The sequence below is a fragment of the Sinorhizobium sp. FG01 genome (assembly GCF_002531875.1).
Lineage (GTDB): Bacteria > Pseudomonadota > Alphaproteobacteria > Rhizobiales > Rhizobiaceae > Sinorhizobium > Sinorhizobium fredii_C.
This window is the reverse complement of record NZ_NWTB01000006.1, coordinates 110,698-126,427: the sequence shown is the minus strand read 5'-3', so window position 1 is coordinate 126,427 and position 15,730 is coordinate 110,698. Positions and strand designations below refer to the sequence as shown.

General features: G+C 64.0%; 12 protein-coding genes. 5 read left to right on the top strand and 7 right to left on the bottom strand.

Features of this window, described 5'->3' with window-relative positions:
- The first annotated feature begins 2 nt into the window (after positions 1-2).
- On the top strand, positions 3-710 hold the full coding sequence (phnL, locus tag CO656_RS10930) for a phosphonate C-P lyase system protein PhnL (protein ID WP_097525771.1): 708 nt from the start codon (positions 3-5) through the stop codon (positions 708-710).
- Entirely contained in the window at positions 707-1,321 is a 615-nt protein-coding gene (locus CO656_RS10925) for a DapH/DapD/GlmU-related protein (RefSeq protein WP_097525770.1), read from the top strand. Before phnL ends, CO656_RS10925 begins: the two co-directional genes overlap by 4 nt.
- Positions 1,322-1,477: 156 nt before the next feature.
- Here CO656_RS10925 and CO656_RS10920 read toward each other — a convergent pair whose 3' ends face one another.
- The 6 genes from CO656_RS10920 to CO656_RS10895 all read right to left on the bottom strand — a co-directional run bounded on the left by CO656_RS10920 (position 1,478) and on the right by CO656_RS10895 (position 8,452).
- Complete coding sequence (locus CO656_RS10920; RefSeq protein ID WP_095678062.1) at positions 1,478-3,196, bottom strand: dihydroxyacetone kinase family protein; 1,719 nt, start codon at positions 3,194-3,196, stop codon at positions 1,478-1,480.
- A gap of 4 nt (positions 3,197-3,200) precedes the next feature.
- Positions 3,201-4,142 (bottom strand): sugar phosphate isomerase/epimerase family protein, encoded by a 942-nt coding sequence (locus CO656_RS10915; RefSeq protein ID WP_097525769.1) that lies wholly within the window; start codon positions 4,140-4,142, stop codon positions 3,201-3,203.
- Positions 4,143-4,196: 54 nt separating this feature from the next.
- On the bottom strand, positions 4,197-5,732 hold the full coding sequence (locus tag CO656_RS10910) for a tripartite tricarboxylate transporter permease (RefSeq protein WP_097525768.1): 1,536 nt from the start codon (positions 5,730-5,732) through the stop codon (positions 4,197-4,199).
- Positions 5,733-5,766: 34 nt separating this feature from the next.
- Positions 5,767-6,267 carry a tripartite tricarboxylate transporter TctB family protein gene (locus tag CO656_RS10905; protein WP_097525966.1) on the bottom strand — a complete coding sequence of 167 codons (501 nt, stop codon included), beginning with the start codon at positions 6,265-6,267 and terminating at the stop codon, positions 5,767-5,769.
- A gap of 77 nt (positions 6,268-6,344) precedes the next feature.
- Positions 6,345-7,331, bottom strand: coding sequence for a tripartite tricarboxylate transporter substrate binding protein (locus tag CO656_RS10900; RefSeq protein ID WP_097525767.1), 987 nt, complete (start codon positions 7,329-7,331; stop codon positions 6,345-6,347).
- 74 nt (positions 7,332-7,405) lie between these two features.
- Complete coding sequence (locus CO656_RS10895) at positions 7,406-8,452, bottom strand: 4-hydroxythreonine-4-phosphate dehydrogenase PdxA (RefSeq protein ID WP_097525766.1); 1,047 nt, start codon at positions 8,450-8,452, stop codon at positions 7,406-7,408.
- Positions 8,453-8,653: 201 nt separating this feature from the next.
- On the opposite strand from CO656_RS10895, the gene CO656_RS10890 reads away from it, so the two are divergent.
- On the top strand, positions 8,654-9,340 hold the full coding sequence (locus tag CO656_RS10890; protein WP_097525765.1) for a GntR family transcriptional regulator: 687 nt from the start codon (positions 8,654-8,656) through the stop codon (positions 9,338-9,340).
- A 62-nt stretch (positions 9,341-9,402) separates the two neighbouring features.
- On the opposite strand, the gene CO656_RS10885 is transcribed toward CO656_RS10890, so the two are convergent.
- Complete coding sequence (locus CO656_RS10885) at positions 9,403-9,948, bottom strand: Pycsar system effector family protein (RefSeq protein WP_097525764.1); 546 nt, start codon at positions 9,946-9,948, stop codon at positions 9,403-9,405.
- A 130-nt stretch (positions 9,949-10,078) separates the two neighbouring features.
- Between CO656_RS10885 and CO656_RS10880 the strand changes: the two genes are divergently transcribed.
- Positions 10,079-13,675 (top strand): FecR domain-containing protein, encoded by a 3,597-nt coding sequence (locus tag CO656_RS10880; RefSeq protein ID WP_097525763.1) that lies wholly within the window; start codon positions 10,079-10,081, stop codon positions 13,673-13,675.
- Entirely contained in the window at positions 13,675-15,648 is a 1,974-nt protein-coding gene (locus CO656_RS10875; RefSeq protein WP_097525762.1) for an adenylate/guanylate cyclase domain-containing protein, read from the top strand. Before CO656_RS10880 ends, CO656_RS10875 begins: the two co-directional genes overlap by 1 nt.
- The last annotated feature ends 82 nt before the right edge of the window (positions 15,649-15,730 follow it).

The window sequence follows — 15,730 nt, the reverse complement described above, 5'->3', positions numbered from 1 at the left end:
CCATGGCTACTCCCCTAGTCGTTTCAGAAGTCGCCAAGAGCTTCACCATGCACCTGCGCGACGGCGTACGCCTGCCGGTCGTCGCCAACGTCTCCTTCTCGGTGAAGACCGGCGAATGCGTCGTGCTCGGCGGCCCTTCCGGCGTCGGCAAGAGCTCGATCCTCAAGATGCTCTACGGCAATTACGGCGTCGACGGTGGCCAGATCCTGATGGAGCATGACGGCCGGCTCGTGAACCTCGCGGATGCGGAACCGCGCACCGTGCTCGAAGTGCGCCGCACCACGCTCGGCTATGTCAGCCAGTTCCTGCGCGTCGTGCCGCGCGTCTCCGCCCTCGACATCGTCGCCGAACCTTTGCAGGCGCGCGGGGGTGCGGCCGCCGAGGCGAGGGAGCGCGCTGCAGAACTGCTTTCGAAGCTCAACCTGCCTCAGGAGCTGTGGGCTCTACCACCCGCCACTTTCTCCGGCGGCGAGCAGCAGCGCGTCAACATCGCCCGCGGCTTCATCACCGATCACAAAATCCTGCTGCTCGACGAGCCAACGGCCTCGCTCGATGCGAAGAACCGCGCCGTTGTGGTCGAGATGATCGCCGAGAAGAAGGCGCAAGGCACGGCGCTGGTCGGCATCTTCCACGACGCCGAAGTCCGCGACGCGGTCGCCGACCGCATCATCGACGTCTCCGAATTCTCGCCGAGGAAGCACGCCGCATGAGCCATAAGCTTGGTCTCGAACCCTTCATCCATCCGACCGCCAGCGTCACAAATTCGAAGCTTGGGTGCTACACGGAGATCCAGGAGCGTTCGCGTCTCGACGAGGTCGAGTTCGGCGACTATTCCTACGTCATGCAGGACGGCTCTATCTGGTGCGCGACGGTCGGCAAGTTCGTCAACATCGCCGCCGCCGTGCGCATCAATGCCACCAACCACCCGACCTGGCGGGCGACGCTGCATCATTTCACCTATCGCGCGCCGATGTACTGGGACGACGCCGAGCCGGATCACGACCTCTTCGCCTGGCGCCGGCAGAACCGGGTGACGATCGGCCACGACGTCTGGATCGGCCATGGCGCCACGATCCTGCCAGGCGTCAAGGTCGGCAACGGCGCCGTCATCGGCGCCGGCGCCGTCGTCTCGAAAGACGTTGCGCCCTACACGATCGTCGGCGGCGTCCCCGCCAAGCTGATCCGCCAGCGCTTCACCGCCGAGATCGGCGAGGCCATGGACCGCCTCGCCTGGTGGGATTGGGACCACGCCAAGCTGCGCCGGGCGTTGGATGATTTTCGCGAACTGACGGCGGATGAGTTTCTGGTGCGGTACGGGTGATGCAGACCCCCCTCATCCGGCCTGCCGCCACCTTCTCCCCGCAATCGGGGCAAAGGGGACTCGCGGTACCGCTCTGCTAAGTCCCCTCGCCCCGCCTGCGAGGAGAGGGTTAGGGTGAGGGGCAAATCCGCCGTCCGGTGCGCGAGGCGATCGAAATCATACGTCGCCAACGCCTCCCAAGAACTCACCCGTAACCCTCGCCACCAGCGCCAGCGAGGTCGCGCCGGCATCCGGATGACCTATGCTCTTCTCCGCCAGCGGCCGCGCCCGCCCGAGCTTTGGCGTCAGGCTGGATGTTCCCTCGGCCGCGTCCTGCGCGGCCTTTGCCGCCGCCTTCCAGGCCTCGACGAGAGGCTTGCCGGCTGCAGCTTCCCTTTCTAGCCTGTCGACGAAAGGCACAAGCGCATCGACAAGCGTCTTATCGCCGACGCGGGCGCGACCGAGCCGGGTGACGCCGTCGAGAGCGAGACGCGCACCCTTGACGACCGCCGCTTCGCCGATCTTCTCGTCATCGCAGAAGGCATTGCTCCAGGACCTGAGCGCCAGCCCCCAGATCGCGCCGGACGTGCCGCCGGCGCGGTCCGCCCAGGCGTCGCCCGCGGCAGCCAGCACGCTCGCCGCGCCGGCGCCCGCCGCAACCGCTGCATTGGCAGCATCTAGCGCGGCGGCCGAGCCGCGCCGCATGCCCTGGCCATGGTCGCCGTCGCCGGCAATGGCGTCGATCCGGCCGAGTTCGTCTTCCGCCGCCTTCAGCGCTTCAGCGACACTGCCGATCAGCCGGGCGATACACCTGCCGCTCTCCTTCGAAGCTTCCGAGGCGGCGCCGAACGACTGCGGCCCTTCCGCATCGACGATGTCGTCCGTCGCAGGTTCGGCAGCGATGATCGTGCCCTTGCGCAGCACTGGCGCATCTGCGGGCGCGCGCCACAGCACTTCCAGCTCCTCGTCGAGCCAGAGAAGCGTCAGCGAGCAGCCCTGCATGTCGAGGCTGGTGACGAATTCGCCGCATTCCGGGTCGACGATTTCCAGCCCCGCCCCCGCCAGTTCCTTGGCAATCGCCGTCCACAACACGAAGAGCTCCTCGTACTTGGTCGAACCGAGGCCGTTCAGCACCGCGGCGACCTTGCGGGTGCCGGCCGGCCGCTCGGCCAGCAGCTTCCCGATCAGCAATTTCGCGAGGTCGCTGGCGGAGGAGATCGTCTCCTCGCTGATGCCGGGCTCGCCGTGAATGCCGAGGCCAAGCGCCATCTGTCCCTTAGGGACGGTGAAGAGCGGTCCGGCGGCGCCCGGCAGGGTGCAGCCGCCGAAGGCGACGCCGAACGACACGGTCCGTTCATTGGCAAGGCGCGCCAGCCGTTCCACCTCGTCGAGCGATTTTCCCGCCTCGGCGGCGGCGCCGGCGATCTTGAAGACGACGAGGTCGCCAGCAATGCCGCGGCGCTTGGCCGGCGTTTCCACCGAAGCGCTCGCCACGTCGTCGGTCACCGGCACGAAGCGCACGTCGATGCCTTCAGCGCGCAGGCGCTCGGCCGCAACCCCGAAGTTCAACACGTCGCCGGCATAGTTGCCGAAGCCGAGCAGCACCCCGCCGCCCTGGTTCGCATGGCGGCAGACCCGGGCGACGGCGGCCGTCGACGGGGAGGCGAAAACGTCGCCGGCAACCGCCGCATCCGCGAGGCCCGGACCGACATAGCCGGCAAAGGCCGGATAGTGGCCGGAGCCGCCGCCGATCACCACGGCCACCTTGCCCTTAGGCACTTTGGTGGAGCGCACCACGCCGCCCTTCACCAGGCGGACATTACGGGCATAGATCGCTGCGAAACCGGCAAGCGCAGTCGTGGCAAAATCTTCCGGAGCGTCAAAGATCGTCGTCATCGCTTTAATGTCCCTGTTCGCGAGGCAGGATGCGCCTCAGATAATCGCGGTTGGCGGCGCTGACGGAAAGCCCGTCGCCGCCATAATGCTCGCAGAGGAAGGGGCTTTCGAAGCCGTGCGCCAGGGCCATGCGGATCGCCGAGCGGTAATTGATGACGCCGAATTCGAGCGGGGCCGGATGGGTGACGATGAGCCCCGAAGCCGCATCCTCCGTGCGGTTGTAGTTCTTGACGTGCCAATATTTAGCAAAGGGCGCAACCTTTGCCATCATCTCCTGCCAATGCTCGACCGGCCGATGCAGGCGGATGAGGTTGCCGAGATCGGCGTTGATGCCGACATTTTGGAGCCCGACCTCCTCGACGAAGCGCACCGAACTGTCGGCCGTGCCGAGATAGGTGTCCTCGTACATTTCCAAGGACACCTCGACGCCGAGCTCTTCCGCATGCCGGCCGAGCTCGCGGACCCGCGAAACCGCCGTCTTCCACGTCGCCGCGTCGTCCGGGTTCTTCAGTCCATCGACGGTCCAGAACCACAGCACTTGTCTCTGCGCCTCCGTCAGCGGACCGAAGAAGCCGAAGGAAACAGAGCCCGCGCCGACTGCCGCCGCAGTCTCGATGACCCGGTGTCCATAGGCGAGATATTCCTCGCCATGCTCGGGATCGATCAGGCTGCGCCGCGAGGTCGAGATCGCCGGGATCGCGAGGCCGAGGGATTGAGTCAAACCGACGAATTCTTCCAGCCGATCACGCGACAGATCCGCGAGCCGGATCCAGCTGTCGGTCGGGTCGAGCTCGGTAAAGCCGGCGTCGACCACATCGTGAAGCGTTGCGGCCCATTCCTCCACCGACTGCTCCTGCACGGATCGGCCGTCCGGCAAAATATTCGGGTACTGGATCATCGCGGCCGCGATCGGCCAGTTGTCACGGTTCCATTTGCGTGGCGCCATGGCGAACTCCTCGAGATTGGAGAGATTTGATCAGGTGTTTCTGCGGCGGCCCATTCAGGCTGCCGCGTTGCCGTCGCCATGCGGAGCGACGTCGTGCCGGCGCTTGCGCAGGCTGCCTATCAGCCAGAAGGCAAGCGGGGAAAGAAGCAGCACCAGGCCGAGCGCCATCAGCGCGGAAACGAGCCCGTTCGACCAGAAAATGTTGAGGCTGCCGCCGGACATCAGCATCGATTGGCGGAATGCATCCTCGGCCTTGTCGCCAAGCACCATGGCGAGAACCAGCGGCGCCAGCGGATAATCGAGCTTCTTGAAAACGTAGCCGAGCAGGCCGAAACCAATAACCAGGAAAATGTCGGAGACGGAATTTGCGACCTGATAGGCCCCCGAGAAGATCACCGCGACGATGATCGGACCGATGATCGAGAAGGGCACGTGCAGGATCGAAGCGTAGAGCGGCACGGTCGCGATCACCAGGAACACGGCGACGACATTGCCGAGATACATCGAGGCGATCAGGCCCCAGACGAAATCCGGCCGGTCGGTGAAGAGCATCGGGCCGGGCGTCAGGCCCCATATCATCAGGCCGCCCATCATCACCGCGGCGGTCGCCGAACCGGGCACGCCAAGCGCCAGCATCGGCAGCAGCGCCGAGGTGCCGGCCGAATGGTCGGCGGTTTCCGGCGCCACGACGCCGCGCGGATCGCCCTTGCCGAACAGGGACTTGTCGCGTGCCGAGCGGCGGGCGACGCCATAGCTCATGAAGGACGCGGCGGTCGGGCCGGCCGGCGTGATGCCCATCCAGATGCCAATGATTGTCGAGCGGGCGATGGTCAGCCAGTAGCGCGGGATCTCGATCAGCGTGCGGCCGATCTCGGCGAGCTTGACGCGCGCCTTGATGCCTTCGAAGCGCAGGCCTTCCTCGGTCGTCAGCAGCAGTTCGCCGATGCCGAAGAGGCCCATGACGGCGATCAAGAAGCTTACGCCTTTTATGAGTTCGGGAATGTCGAAGGTCAGCCGCAGATTGCCGGAGATCGTGTCCATGCCGATCGAGGCGAGCGCGAAGCCGAGCATCATCGAAACGAGGGTCTTGAAGGGCGACTGCGCGCCCATCGAGATGAAGCTCGCAAAGGCGAGGAAATAAACTGCGAAAAATTCGGGCGACGAAAACCGGAGGGCGAAATTCGCGACCCAGCCGGAAAGCAGCGTGATCATCACGACGCCGGCCAGCGCCCCGAGGCCGGCCGAGACGAAGGCGAGCGTCAGCGCCCGGCTTGCCTGTCCGGCCTTGGCCATCGGATAGCCGTCGAAGGTGGTGGCGACGGAGGAGGGTTCGCCCGGGATGTTGAAGAGGATCGACGTCGTCGAGCCGCCGAAGAGCGCGCCCCAATACATGCAGGAGAGCAGGATGATCGCCGAGATCGGTTCCATCGAGAAGGTGAGCGGCAAGAGCAGCGACACGCCGTTCGGTGCCCCGAGCCCCGGCAGCACGCCGACAAGAATGCCGAGCGTCACGCCCACCATCATCAACAGAATGTGGTTCCAGCTCAGGATGTGGCCGAAGCCGTCGATCAGAAGACCGATATTTTCCATGTCATTCCTCCCGCAGGCAATGCATTCGCCCGGGTCAATAGATCCCGAACCAGGCCTCGACCGGTCCCTTCAGCAGCGGAACCTGGAAGCCGATTTCGAAGACGACGAAGAAGACGAGCGAGACGCCGAGCCCTGCCGGCAGGGCGATCCACCATCTGTAGCGCCCTTGGAAGAGCATCGTCGCGGCTATATAGAGAGCCGTCCCGACATAGAGCCCGAGCCAGGCGGAAACGGCGCCGAAGGCAACGAGCGGCAGCAGGAAGGAAGCAACAACCTTGGCGCGCCCGGCATCGAGGAAGATCTCTCCGGTGCCGCGGTGCTTGAGGAACGCGTGGGCGATATTGACGAGGCTGCCGAAGACGATGAGAAGGCCGATATAGAAGGGGAAATAGCCCGCATCCGGCCCCATCTCGGTCCAGCCGGCGCCGATATCGAGCGAACCGTAGCAGACGGCGGCGCCAAAGGCGGCGGTCAGCGCCGCGACGCCAAGCTCGACCGCGAAGCGGGAGATCCCATTCGCACTGTTCTCACTCATGACCGTAACCTTTCGAAAGCGGTGGCAGGCGCCGAAAGCGCCGGAGAGCATGTCCGCTCCCGGCGCCCGCCTGAGTCTTAGTTGGCAAGCCAGCCTTCGCGCTTCAGCACTTCGCTGACGGCGGCGCCGTCCACCTCGACCGCGGACTTGAGTTCGTCACCGCTCAGATAGACCGGCGACTGCGACGTATCGGCGAGATACTTCGCCCATTCCGGCGTCTCGGAAACCTTACGCATCACATCCGCATAGAACTGCACGACATCCGGCTCGACGCCGCCCGGCAGCCAGACGGTGCGCGGCATGGAATAGTTGTCGATCGGAATGCCGGCCTCCTTGCAGGTCGGGATATCGCCCCAGCCCTTGTCGCCGGCGACCTTCGTGTCGCTCGGAAGCTTCACGCTCTTGAAGACGCAGAGCGGCTTCACCATGCCGGCCTGCCACTGGCCGAGATTTTCGCTCGGATTGTTGACATTGGCGTCGATATGCTCGCCGGCAAGCTGCACCGCCGCCTCGCCGCCGCTCTTGAACGGGATGTAGTTGATCTTGGCGCCGGTCGCGTCGTTGATCATCGAGGTCAGGATCTGGTCGACGTCCTTCGACTGGCTGCCACCGATCTTTAAGCCGCCCTCCTTCGCCTTCGCGACGAAATCTGCGGCAGTGGCATAATCCGCCTTGCCGTTGACCCAGAGGACGAATTCATCGGATGCAAGAGCTGCGACCGGCGTCAGGTCCTCGGCCTTGTAGGGCACCTTGGCGCGAACGGGCAGCAGATAGGAGTTGTTGGTGCCGAAGGCGAGCTTGTGGGCGTCGCCCTTGTAGCCGGCCGTGTAGACGAAGCCCTCCGCTCCGCCGGCGCTGCCCTTGTTGGTGACGACCACCGGCGACTTCATCAGTTCGTATTTGGCGATGATCGCCTGGATCGTGCGCGCGAAAATGTCTGTGCCGCCGCCGGGACCGGCGGTGACGACGAATTCCACCGGACGGTTCGGCTCGAAGGCCGCGGCCGGCGCGGCCACGCCGAGCGCGGCGGCGATCATGCATGCGATAGAAACGGATTTCTTCATGTCTGGTCCTCCCGTTGAGTTGGATCCGGCGCAAGACCTCCCCTGGCGCCGGTATGTCTTGAAAGCGTGCGAATTCAGGCGGCGGCGGAGAGCCCCCGGTTTTTCTTCGCCATGCGCGCCGCAAGCAGGATCGCTTCGCGGCTGGCGCCGACATCGGCGATGCCCTTGCCGGCAATGTCGTAGGCCGTGCCATGCGCCGGCGTGCAGAGCGGGAAAGGCAGGCCGCCCATCATCGTCACGCCCTTGTCGAAGCCCATCAGCTTCATGGCGATCTGGCCCTGGTCGTGATACATGGTCAGCACCGCGTGGAAGCCTTCCTTCAGCGCCCGCACGAACACCGTGTCGGCCGGAAACGGCCCCTCGACGTTGAAGCCGAGCGCCTTCGCCTTCGCGACGGCCGGCTCGATGATGTCGATCTCCTCCATGCCGAAGCTGCCGCCGTCGCCGGCATGCGGGTTCAGCCCCGCGACCGCGATCCGCGCCTCGTCATGGCCGGCGTTCGTGAGGCAGGCCCGGGTGAGCTCGAGTTCGGCAACAATTCCTTCCACCGAAAGGCTTCGCGTCACGTCCTTGAGCGGAATGTGCGAGGTGACGCGGGCGTTCCATACTTTTTCAAGCACATTGAACTCGCGGACCTTGCCGGTGAAGGAAAGCACGTCGGCGACGAAGCGTATCTCGTCGTCATAGCCCGGATAGGCAAAGCGCATTGCCTTCTTGTTGAAGGGCGTGAAGCAGACCGCGTCGGCCTTGCCGGCATGCGCCAGCTCCAGCGCCGCGCGAAAATTCCGGGTGGCGAAGGTGCCGCCGGCAAGCGTCGCCTCGCCGCGCACCACATCGGCCGGATCGAGATGCCTGAGATCGACGAAGACGTGACGCGCGGTGCCGGCCCGGTCGAGCGTCTCGAGCGAGGCCGCTTCGAGATCGAGCGTTACGCCGGCCACCTTGACGCCTTCGTCAAGAATGCGGCGATCACCGATGGCAATGACATGCGCCGCTTCTCGGACATCCCCGAGCGCCAGCAGCCGCGCCGTGAGTTCCGGACTGATCCCTGCCGGGTCGCCCATGGCAAGGGCGATGACAGGCCGGCTATCCACCGCTTCGGCCGCTCCGTTGCTCGTCATTCGATGCTCCTCCGTTTTCATGCCTTGGCCCCCGTCATACGTCATCCAATATTCTGCATCAAGTCTTTTGTATTCTGTATGCAGCATTTTTTGTTGACGATGGCGGGGCCTGTCTCCATGCTTGAATGAGGCGCAGCTGATTCAATCGGGGCGACCAAGAGAACTTACGACCGGTTACCGGTCGCAGCGCAGAACGGGAAAATGAACGAAATCACATCATTGGAGCGGCGGCCCGAAGGCGGCCCGGGGCCGATCCGGCGCACTGCGCTGCACGACACGCTGGTCAGCCATCTTCGCGACATGATCATCGAGGGGGATCTGCCGCCCGGCACCCGGCTGCACGAAGGTCAGCTCGGCGAACAACTCGGCGTGTCGCGCACGCCGCTGCGCGAAGCGATCAAATATCTGGCGAGCGAGGGCCTGGTCGAGCTCGTGCCGAGCCGCGGCGCCGTCGTCAAGCGCTTCAGCGCCAAGGACGTCAAGGACATGCTGACCGTCTTGCAGTCGCTCGAGGAGCTTGCCGGCCGACTTGCCTGCGAAGCCGCAAGCGACGCGGAGATTGCGGAAATCAGGGCGCTGCACGACGAAATGGTCGCCCGCTACAAGGCAGGCGACCGGCTGCAATATTACAAGCTCAACCAGCAGATCCACACGGCGATCGCCCAGCTTTCCGGCAACGCGGCGCTCGCCGACATGCACGCCATGCTGCAGACGCGGCTGAAGCGCATCCGCTTCATCGGCCACGAAGGCCCGGAAAAATGGGCTGCCGCCGTCGCCGAGCACGAGGAGATGATCGCGACGCTCGAGGCCCGCGACAAGGGCAAGCTATCGGAGGTGCTGGGGCGGCACCTAACGAAGGCCTGGGAGCGGGTGCGCGACTCGGTGTAGGCGCGGCGAGGTAGCGCCTGCCGCTTTCTCCGTGGCGGAAGTCAGTGACGGCTCAGCCAGGTTCAGGGGATTGCCAGCAGGCAGACATAGGCGAGTACCGTGATCAGCAGGCCGCGGAAAGCGGCGATGACGAAGCGATATTTGCTGCAGGCAATCGCCGAAAGCACGTCGGCGTTGTCCACATACTGCCGAAACAGATAGGTCGAATCACCACGGCCTGCCGCATCGATGAACTCGTCGCGGTGGGCGCGCCACGCACCCCAGAAGAGCGTCGTGGACGTGGCGCCCTTTCTCGGCAGGACAACGAGAATGGCGGCAAGCAACGAGAATATCGAGGCCAGCGCCATGGCAGCCGAGAGTATCATCGGCAGCATCTCCCCTTCCGTATATCGCTGCCAAGTAAACACGCTCCGCCCTTCTTCGGACGAGACCAAGAAGGCAAACATGAAGGTAAAGATATAGGCCGCCTTCTGATCGGACATCTTGATCTGATCGGAGAAGACATCATTGATCTTCTGGATGTGATCGTAATAGGCGGCCGGCGCGATCTCCCGGCCCTCTCCTTCACTTGAGGCTTCGAGCTTGTACAGATTTCCCCCGAGATCCATGTGTGTCCCCTTGCTCCTTGTCTCCTCTTTATTACACCGGGCCGGTAACAATATATGCCCAAAACTGGGCGCTTGACTTTTCCAGCCCGAAAATCCACTGGATTCCGTGTAACGAGGGGCAGTTGCAGGAATGCGGCGAAGAAGAACGGGGGCATTGCTGATCGCAATGGCGCTCTTTGCGCCATCGCTCGCGTTTGCCGAGCCGGTGCCGCGGCATCAGCCCGCGGCAGGATCGGTTATTGCCCGCAAGTCCGGCGAGGAGGTGCGCTTCGTCGATGTATCTAATTGGCGGTTCGTCGACCTCGCCCAGGACCTGATTGCCGGCGACGTGCTACGCACCAACGCCACCGGCGCGCTCGCCGTGCTCTTTCGCGACCACACGCAGATCCGGCTCGGACGGAACACTGCCTTGCGGGTCAAGCAGATCGGCGGAGGCAATACGAACCTCGAACTTCAATCCGGGTCGATCTGGGCTCGCGCCGAACGCGGCGGCGAAGGCCTGGTCATCGACACGCCCGCCGCGGCCGCCGCCATCCGCGGCACCGACTGGACGATGACTGTTGGCGGCGACGGCAAGACGTCGCTCACTGTCCTCGAAGGCGTCGTCGAGCTCAAGAACGTCCATGGCAGCGTCACGGTGAGACAGGGCGAGGGTGCAGTGGCCGCGATCGGCAGCGCACCGACGAGGATCTTCATCGTCACGCCCAAGGATCGCGAGCAGATGCTCATCCATCTGTCGCTTCGTGACGCCTTCGCCTGGATGCCGCCGACCCACCTCAGCGCTCCCGAGATGCGTCGCCAACGCACGCGCATCGAGACCCAACCGGAAATGTCCCGCTCGGCCGAAGACTGGTTGACGCTTGCCGAAATCTATTTGTCTCTCAATGGCCGCCACAAGGCTCAAACAGCGCTTTCAGAGGCAAGCGAGCTTGGCCTGACAAGCGCGCAGACGGCTCGCGCCGACCTCATTAGGGCATTGATCGCAGGCTCCTCGAAACAGTATCAGGAAGCCGCTCGGCTTTTTGAGAAAGCCGAGCGCGGGCTCGACGCCAGCCGCCTTACGATCGCTGCCTATGGCGGCTATTTCGCGCGCGGGCTCGCCGATCCTACGCGCGTGGAGGAGCCGCCACGCCATGCTACCGGCCGGTATGCAGCCATGGCACAGGCCTGGACCGCTGGTTTTCGGGAGGATATTCCCGCAGCGATCGAGGTCATTAAAGGGGCCGAGCGGCGATACCCCGACGATCCGACCCTACCTGCCTTGCGGGCGCAAGCCGCACTCTTGATTGACGATCGCGAAGAGTTTCGCGATAGCGTCGAACGGGCGTTTTCGATCGATCCTGAAGATCCGACCGCGCTTGAGGCCCGCGCCCATTATCGCTACCACATCGAAAATGACCTCGACGGCGCGCTTACTGATCTCGAGGCCGCGCTGAAGACAGCTCCCGGCTCGTCATCCATTCGGAATTCCTTGGGGCTGGTCCAGAGTGTGCGCGGCGACGATCGCGCTGCGGAGGCCTCATTCAAGGAGGCGATTGCACTCGATCCCCTTGATCCCGTCGCCCATGCAAATCTAGCTCTCCAGTATCTAGACGAAATGCGGACGGCGGAGGCGAAACAAGCAATCGATACCGCACTGTCCGTCGATCCCTCTTTCGACCTCGCTCTTTTAGCGCGTGGCCGCTATTACTTGCAGAATGGTGAAGTCGACAAGGCCGTTGAAGACTTGCTCGCCGCCTCGACGGCTAACCCCACCTATTCCAATGCCCAGTTGCTACTTGCAGCAGCGCATTATGAAAAGGGCGACCGGGTACCGGCTGCCCAGGCGCTCGACAATGCCGACAGGCTCGATCCCAACGACCCTGTCGTGCCGACGGTCAGAACCGCCCTTGCCATCGATGCCTACGACGCGGACGCGGCCATCCGCAACGCCCAGGAAGCAATGCGCCGCACACGGGCGCGCGGTGGCGACAACGCGGCGCTCGGAGCCAACCAGGAGGCCGGCTCGACGCTCAACGACGCGTTCCGCCTGCAGGGGCTAGACGCCTGGGGGCAATATTACGGCGATGCCGTGTTCGACCCCTTCACCGGCGCGAGCTACGTGGACCAGGCGGTGCGCGGCAGCGTTAATCCCTTCTTCAACAATTACGATTTCGACGCGAACGCAATTACCAACACGGTCAATCCAACCGGCTACTCCGCTCTCATCCAGGGGCTTCTACTGGAGCCACACATGCTCGCGAGCCGGGAACGAACGGTCAACTTGCTGCAATCACCGTTCTTTGAGATCGAGCTTGGCGGCGGGGTCATCGCCAATGACGATCAAACCGGGTGGGTGGGAGAAGCAGCAGTTCGCGGATTTACGGTGTCCCCATTCCCGATCAGCGTGTTCAGCACGTTCCAATGGGAGGAGCCGAGGGACACCATCGAGTCCGGGGGAGCGCGCATGGAACGGGAACTGCGGATTATCGGAGGCAACGGCTTCATCACGGCCAACCCGACGCCTGACGACCGCTTTGTCGCTTTCGCAAATTATTCGAATGTCGACGATTTCCAGGAACTTCTGCCCAGCCCGCCGGACGTCGAAATAGAGGACAACTCTTCCGCAATACTTTCGGGCGTCGCGTGGAGTCACACATTCGGTTACCGAAACGTCGGAAACGGGGCTCTGTTTTTCAATGAATTTCGTACCGATGATAAGCAAACGCTGCGCGACGGAGGGAGCGAAGGCAGCTTAGACGTCGATAAGAAGGATCGCAGCTACATCGCTGCCTTGAGCCACACATATGGCGACGGAGATCTGACTTGGCGTTATGGTGTTGAGGCCGGTAAAATCCGATCGGATACAAGGACGCACGTCAGGCTCATCGAGCCGCCCGATCCTCTCGAAACCGCGACATTTCTTCAGTCCTCGACGCAGGCAGTCGCCATGGCCTACATCGACGGCCTCTATGAGGTTACGCCTGACCTGAAGCTCGAAGGCGCACTATTTGCCCGCTACATCGAGGGCACCAACAACAACAATATCCGGCTCGAGCCGAAACTGGGTGTCGCCTGGGCACCGGCCGAGGGCCATTGGCTGCGTGCAGCGGTACAGCGCGAAGGCTACAACTTTGACGCGGCCACCTTAGCGCCCGTTGGCATCGTCGGGCTGCAGCCCAATCAGTTTTTGATCGGGACCGAGGGCTATGCCGACACGGTCGCCCTTCGTTGGGATGCCGAATGGAACGATTGGTTCTTCACGGCTGTCGACTATCAGCATCAGGAAATCCACAACGGCTCGATTGATTTCCCGTTCTTGACGACGGACTTTGATTTCGACAAAGGCAGAGTCCACCGGGTCGCACTGACCGCCAACGTAGCGATCGGCCATGGGCTGGGTCTCTCAGCGACGGTGGCCCGCATCGAAAGCGAGAACCTGTCGGCCGGGAGCAGCGGCGATCTGCCCTTCTTGCCGGAAAATTCGGGCCAAGTGGCTTTGACCTGGGTCAGCACTGCAAACGTCAAAACGACGCTGGCAGCAAACTACGTCGGCGAACGGACGGACAGCACGGCCACGCTCGACGACTTCTGGACCCTCGACGCCGCCCTCCAATGGGAACCCTTCGACAAGCGGATCGAGGTCGAACTCGCCGGCTTCAACCTGCTCGACGAAGAATTCGAGGTGCGTGACGGCCTGCCCGGCTGGGGGCCGACCGTCAAGGGCACCGTCAAAGTGCGGTTCTGATGCACGTCCGTGGTCGACTTTCCGCTACCATCGATCGAATCCGTCATTCGCCACGGCGAACCAAGCTTGCCGCCCTCACCGTCTTTGTCGCTGCCCTCGTCTCCCTGGCGTCGCTGACTGGCTCCTGGTCTCTCGCCGACCTAAGGGCTTATGACTACCTCTCGATCATTGGCCGCCCCGCGCTTCCGGAGGACAGCCCCATCATCGTCGCGATCGACGAGCCGTCGATGGCTGAGATCGGCAGCCAATGGCCGTGGCCTCGCGCGCTGCACGCCCGGCTGATCGAGGCGCTGAGAAAGGCCGGCGCACGGGCGATCGCGCTCGACGTCATCTTTGCCGAGTCGGCCGCCGATCCGCGAAACGACGCGGCGCTCGCCGCAGTCCTGGGTCCCGACGTGGTGCTGGCCGGCGACCAGACGCTGATCCAGACGCCGCAAGCCGAACAATTCGTCCGCACCGAACCCCTCGCCCGCTTTACGGACAGAGGCGCCAAGGTCGGCATCGCCTCGGTCAATCTCAGCGGCGACGGTACGCTCAGGCAAATCCCTCCCTATCCGGACGGCTTCGCGGTGACGCTCGCGACGGTCGCCGGAATGACCTCGGAGCCGCCGCGGGGTGAGACCCTGATCCAGACCTTCGGCCCGGCGCGCACCTATCCGACCGTTTCCTATTACCAGGCGCTCGATCCGGAAAATTTCCTGCCGGAAGGCACGTTCCGCGACCGCGTCGTCATCGTCGGCCTGAGCTTGCAAAACGCCCCGTCGATCGCCGAGGGCGGCGTCGATGCCTTCGCCACCTCCGACACGGTGTTTTCGCGCGGCCTCGTCGCCGGCGCGGAGATCCAGGCGACCATCTACGACAATCTCGTTCACCGGCTCGCCATCAAAATGGCGGGCACGCCCGTTTCCATGCCGGCAATCCTCGTCGCCGCGCTGGCCGCAGCGCTTGTCGTCTTGAAATTGACCAGTTGGAGGACGTTCGGCTACGGCGCCTTCGCGCTCGCGCTGATCGTTCTCGCAAGCTACGGCCTGATGCGCTTCGGCCATGTCTTCGTCTCACCGCTCGGCCCCGCCCTCGCCTTCCTCGGCGTTGCCGTCGGCCAGGCGGGCATCGACTATGCCGAGGAGCGCCGCCGCCGCCGCGAGATCACCCGCGCCTTCTCGCAGTATCTCTCGCCGGCGCTGGTCGAACGGCTGGCGCAGGACCCGTCGCAACTGAAGCTCGGTGGCGAAAGACGGACGCTGACGATCCTCTTCTGCGACGTTCGCGGCTTCACGACGATCGCGGAAGACATGAAGGACGACCCGGAGGGGCTGACGACGCTCGTCAATCGGCTGCTGACGCCGCTCTCGGAAGCGGTGCTGAATCAGGGCGGCACGATCGACAAATACATCGGCGACTGCCTGATGGCCTTCTGGAATGCGCCGCTCGACGATCCCGACCACGCCCTTCACGCCGTCGCCGCGGCCCGCGACATGCTCGCCGCGCTCGCCAGCGTCAATGCCGAACTCGAAGCCGAGGCCAAGGCGGCAGGTCGACCGCCGAAGATGCTGCGCATCGGTATCGGCATCAATACCGGCGAATGCGTCGTCGGCAACATGGGCTCCGCCCGCCGCTTCGACTATTCGGCGCTGGGGGATGCGGTCAACCTCGCCTCGCGCCTCGAGGGGGCCTCGAAGGACTATGGCATCCCGCTGTTGCTTGGCGAACGGACGTCCGCACTCGCCGCCGCCAGCTTCCCGGTCGTCGAGATCGACCGCATCACCGTCAAGGGGCGGAACACGGTCTCACCGGTCTTCACGCTGGCCGAGGATGCCTCCGAGGCAGCACTCGGCCGACATCTCGCCTATATCGAAGCGAAGTACCGCGACCCCGGCGGCATCGACGCGGCTGAGTTCGACGCGCTCAAATCGGCGCTGCCCTCGCTCGAGCGCTATTACGAACGCGAACGCGAGCGGCTCCGCTCCGCCTAGAGCATCCTGCTTTCAAGTGGAACCACCGAAAGCAGAAAAGATGCTCTAGATTCAAAGTGCTAGAGCGTCCTTTGCGCGTTCG

What these genes read in the sequence shown, in the direction of transcription:
- phnL (WP_097525771.1), top strand. Translation starts at nt 3, where the DNA reads ATGGCTACTCCCCTAGTCGTTTCAGAAGTCGCCAAGAGCTTCACCATG.
- CO656_RS10925 (WP_097525770.1), top strand. Translation starts at nt 707, where the DNA reads ATGAGCCATAAGCTTGGTCTCGAACCCTTCATCCATCCGACCGCCAGC.
- CO656_RS10920 (WP_095678062.1), bottom strand. Translation starts at nt 3,196, where the DNA reads ATGACGACGATCTTTGACGCTCCGGAAGATTTTGCCACGACTGCGCTT.
- CO656_RS10915 (WP_097525769.1), bottom strand. Translation starts at nt 4,142, where the DNA reads ATGGCGCCACGCAAATGGAACCGTGACAACTGGCCGATCGCGGCCGCG.
- CO656_RS10910 (WP_097525768.1), bottom strand. Translation starts at nt 5,732, where the DNA reads ATGGAAAATATCGGTCTTCTGATCGACGGCTTCGGCCACATCCTGAGC.
- CO656_RS10905 (WP_097525966.1), bottom strand. Translation starts at nt 6,267, where the DNA reads ATGAGTGAGAACAGTGCGAATGGGATCTCCCGCTTCGCGGTCGAGCTT.
- CO656_RS10900 (WP_097525767.1), bottom strand. Translation starts at nt 7,331, where the DNA reads ATGAAGAAATCCGTTTCTATCGCATGCATGATCGCCGCCGCGCTCGGC.
- CO656_RS10895 (WP_097525766.1), bottom strand. Translation starts at nt 8,452, where the DNA reads ATGACGAGCAACGGAGCGGCCGAAGCGGTGGATAGCCGGCCTGTCATC.
- CO656_RS10890 (WP_097525765.1), top strand. Translation starts at nt 8,654, where the DNA reads ATGAACGAAATCACATCATTGGAGCGGCGGCCCGAAGGCGGCCCGGGG.
- CO656_RS10885 (WP_097525764.1), bottom strand. Translation starts at nt 9,948, where the DNA reads ATGGATCTCGGGGGAAATCTGTACAAGCTCGAAGCCTCAAGTGAAGGA.
- CO656_RS10880 (WP_097525763.1), top strand. Translation starts at nt 10,079, where the DNA reads ATGCGGCGAAGAAGAACGGGGGCATTGCTGATCGCAATGGCGCTCTTT.
- CO656_RS10875 (WP_097525762.1), top strand. Translation starts at nt 13,675, where the DNA reads ATGCACGTCCGTGGTCGACTTTCCGCTACCATCGATCGAATCCGTCAT.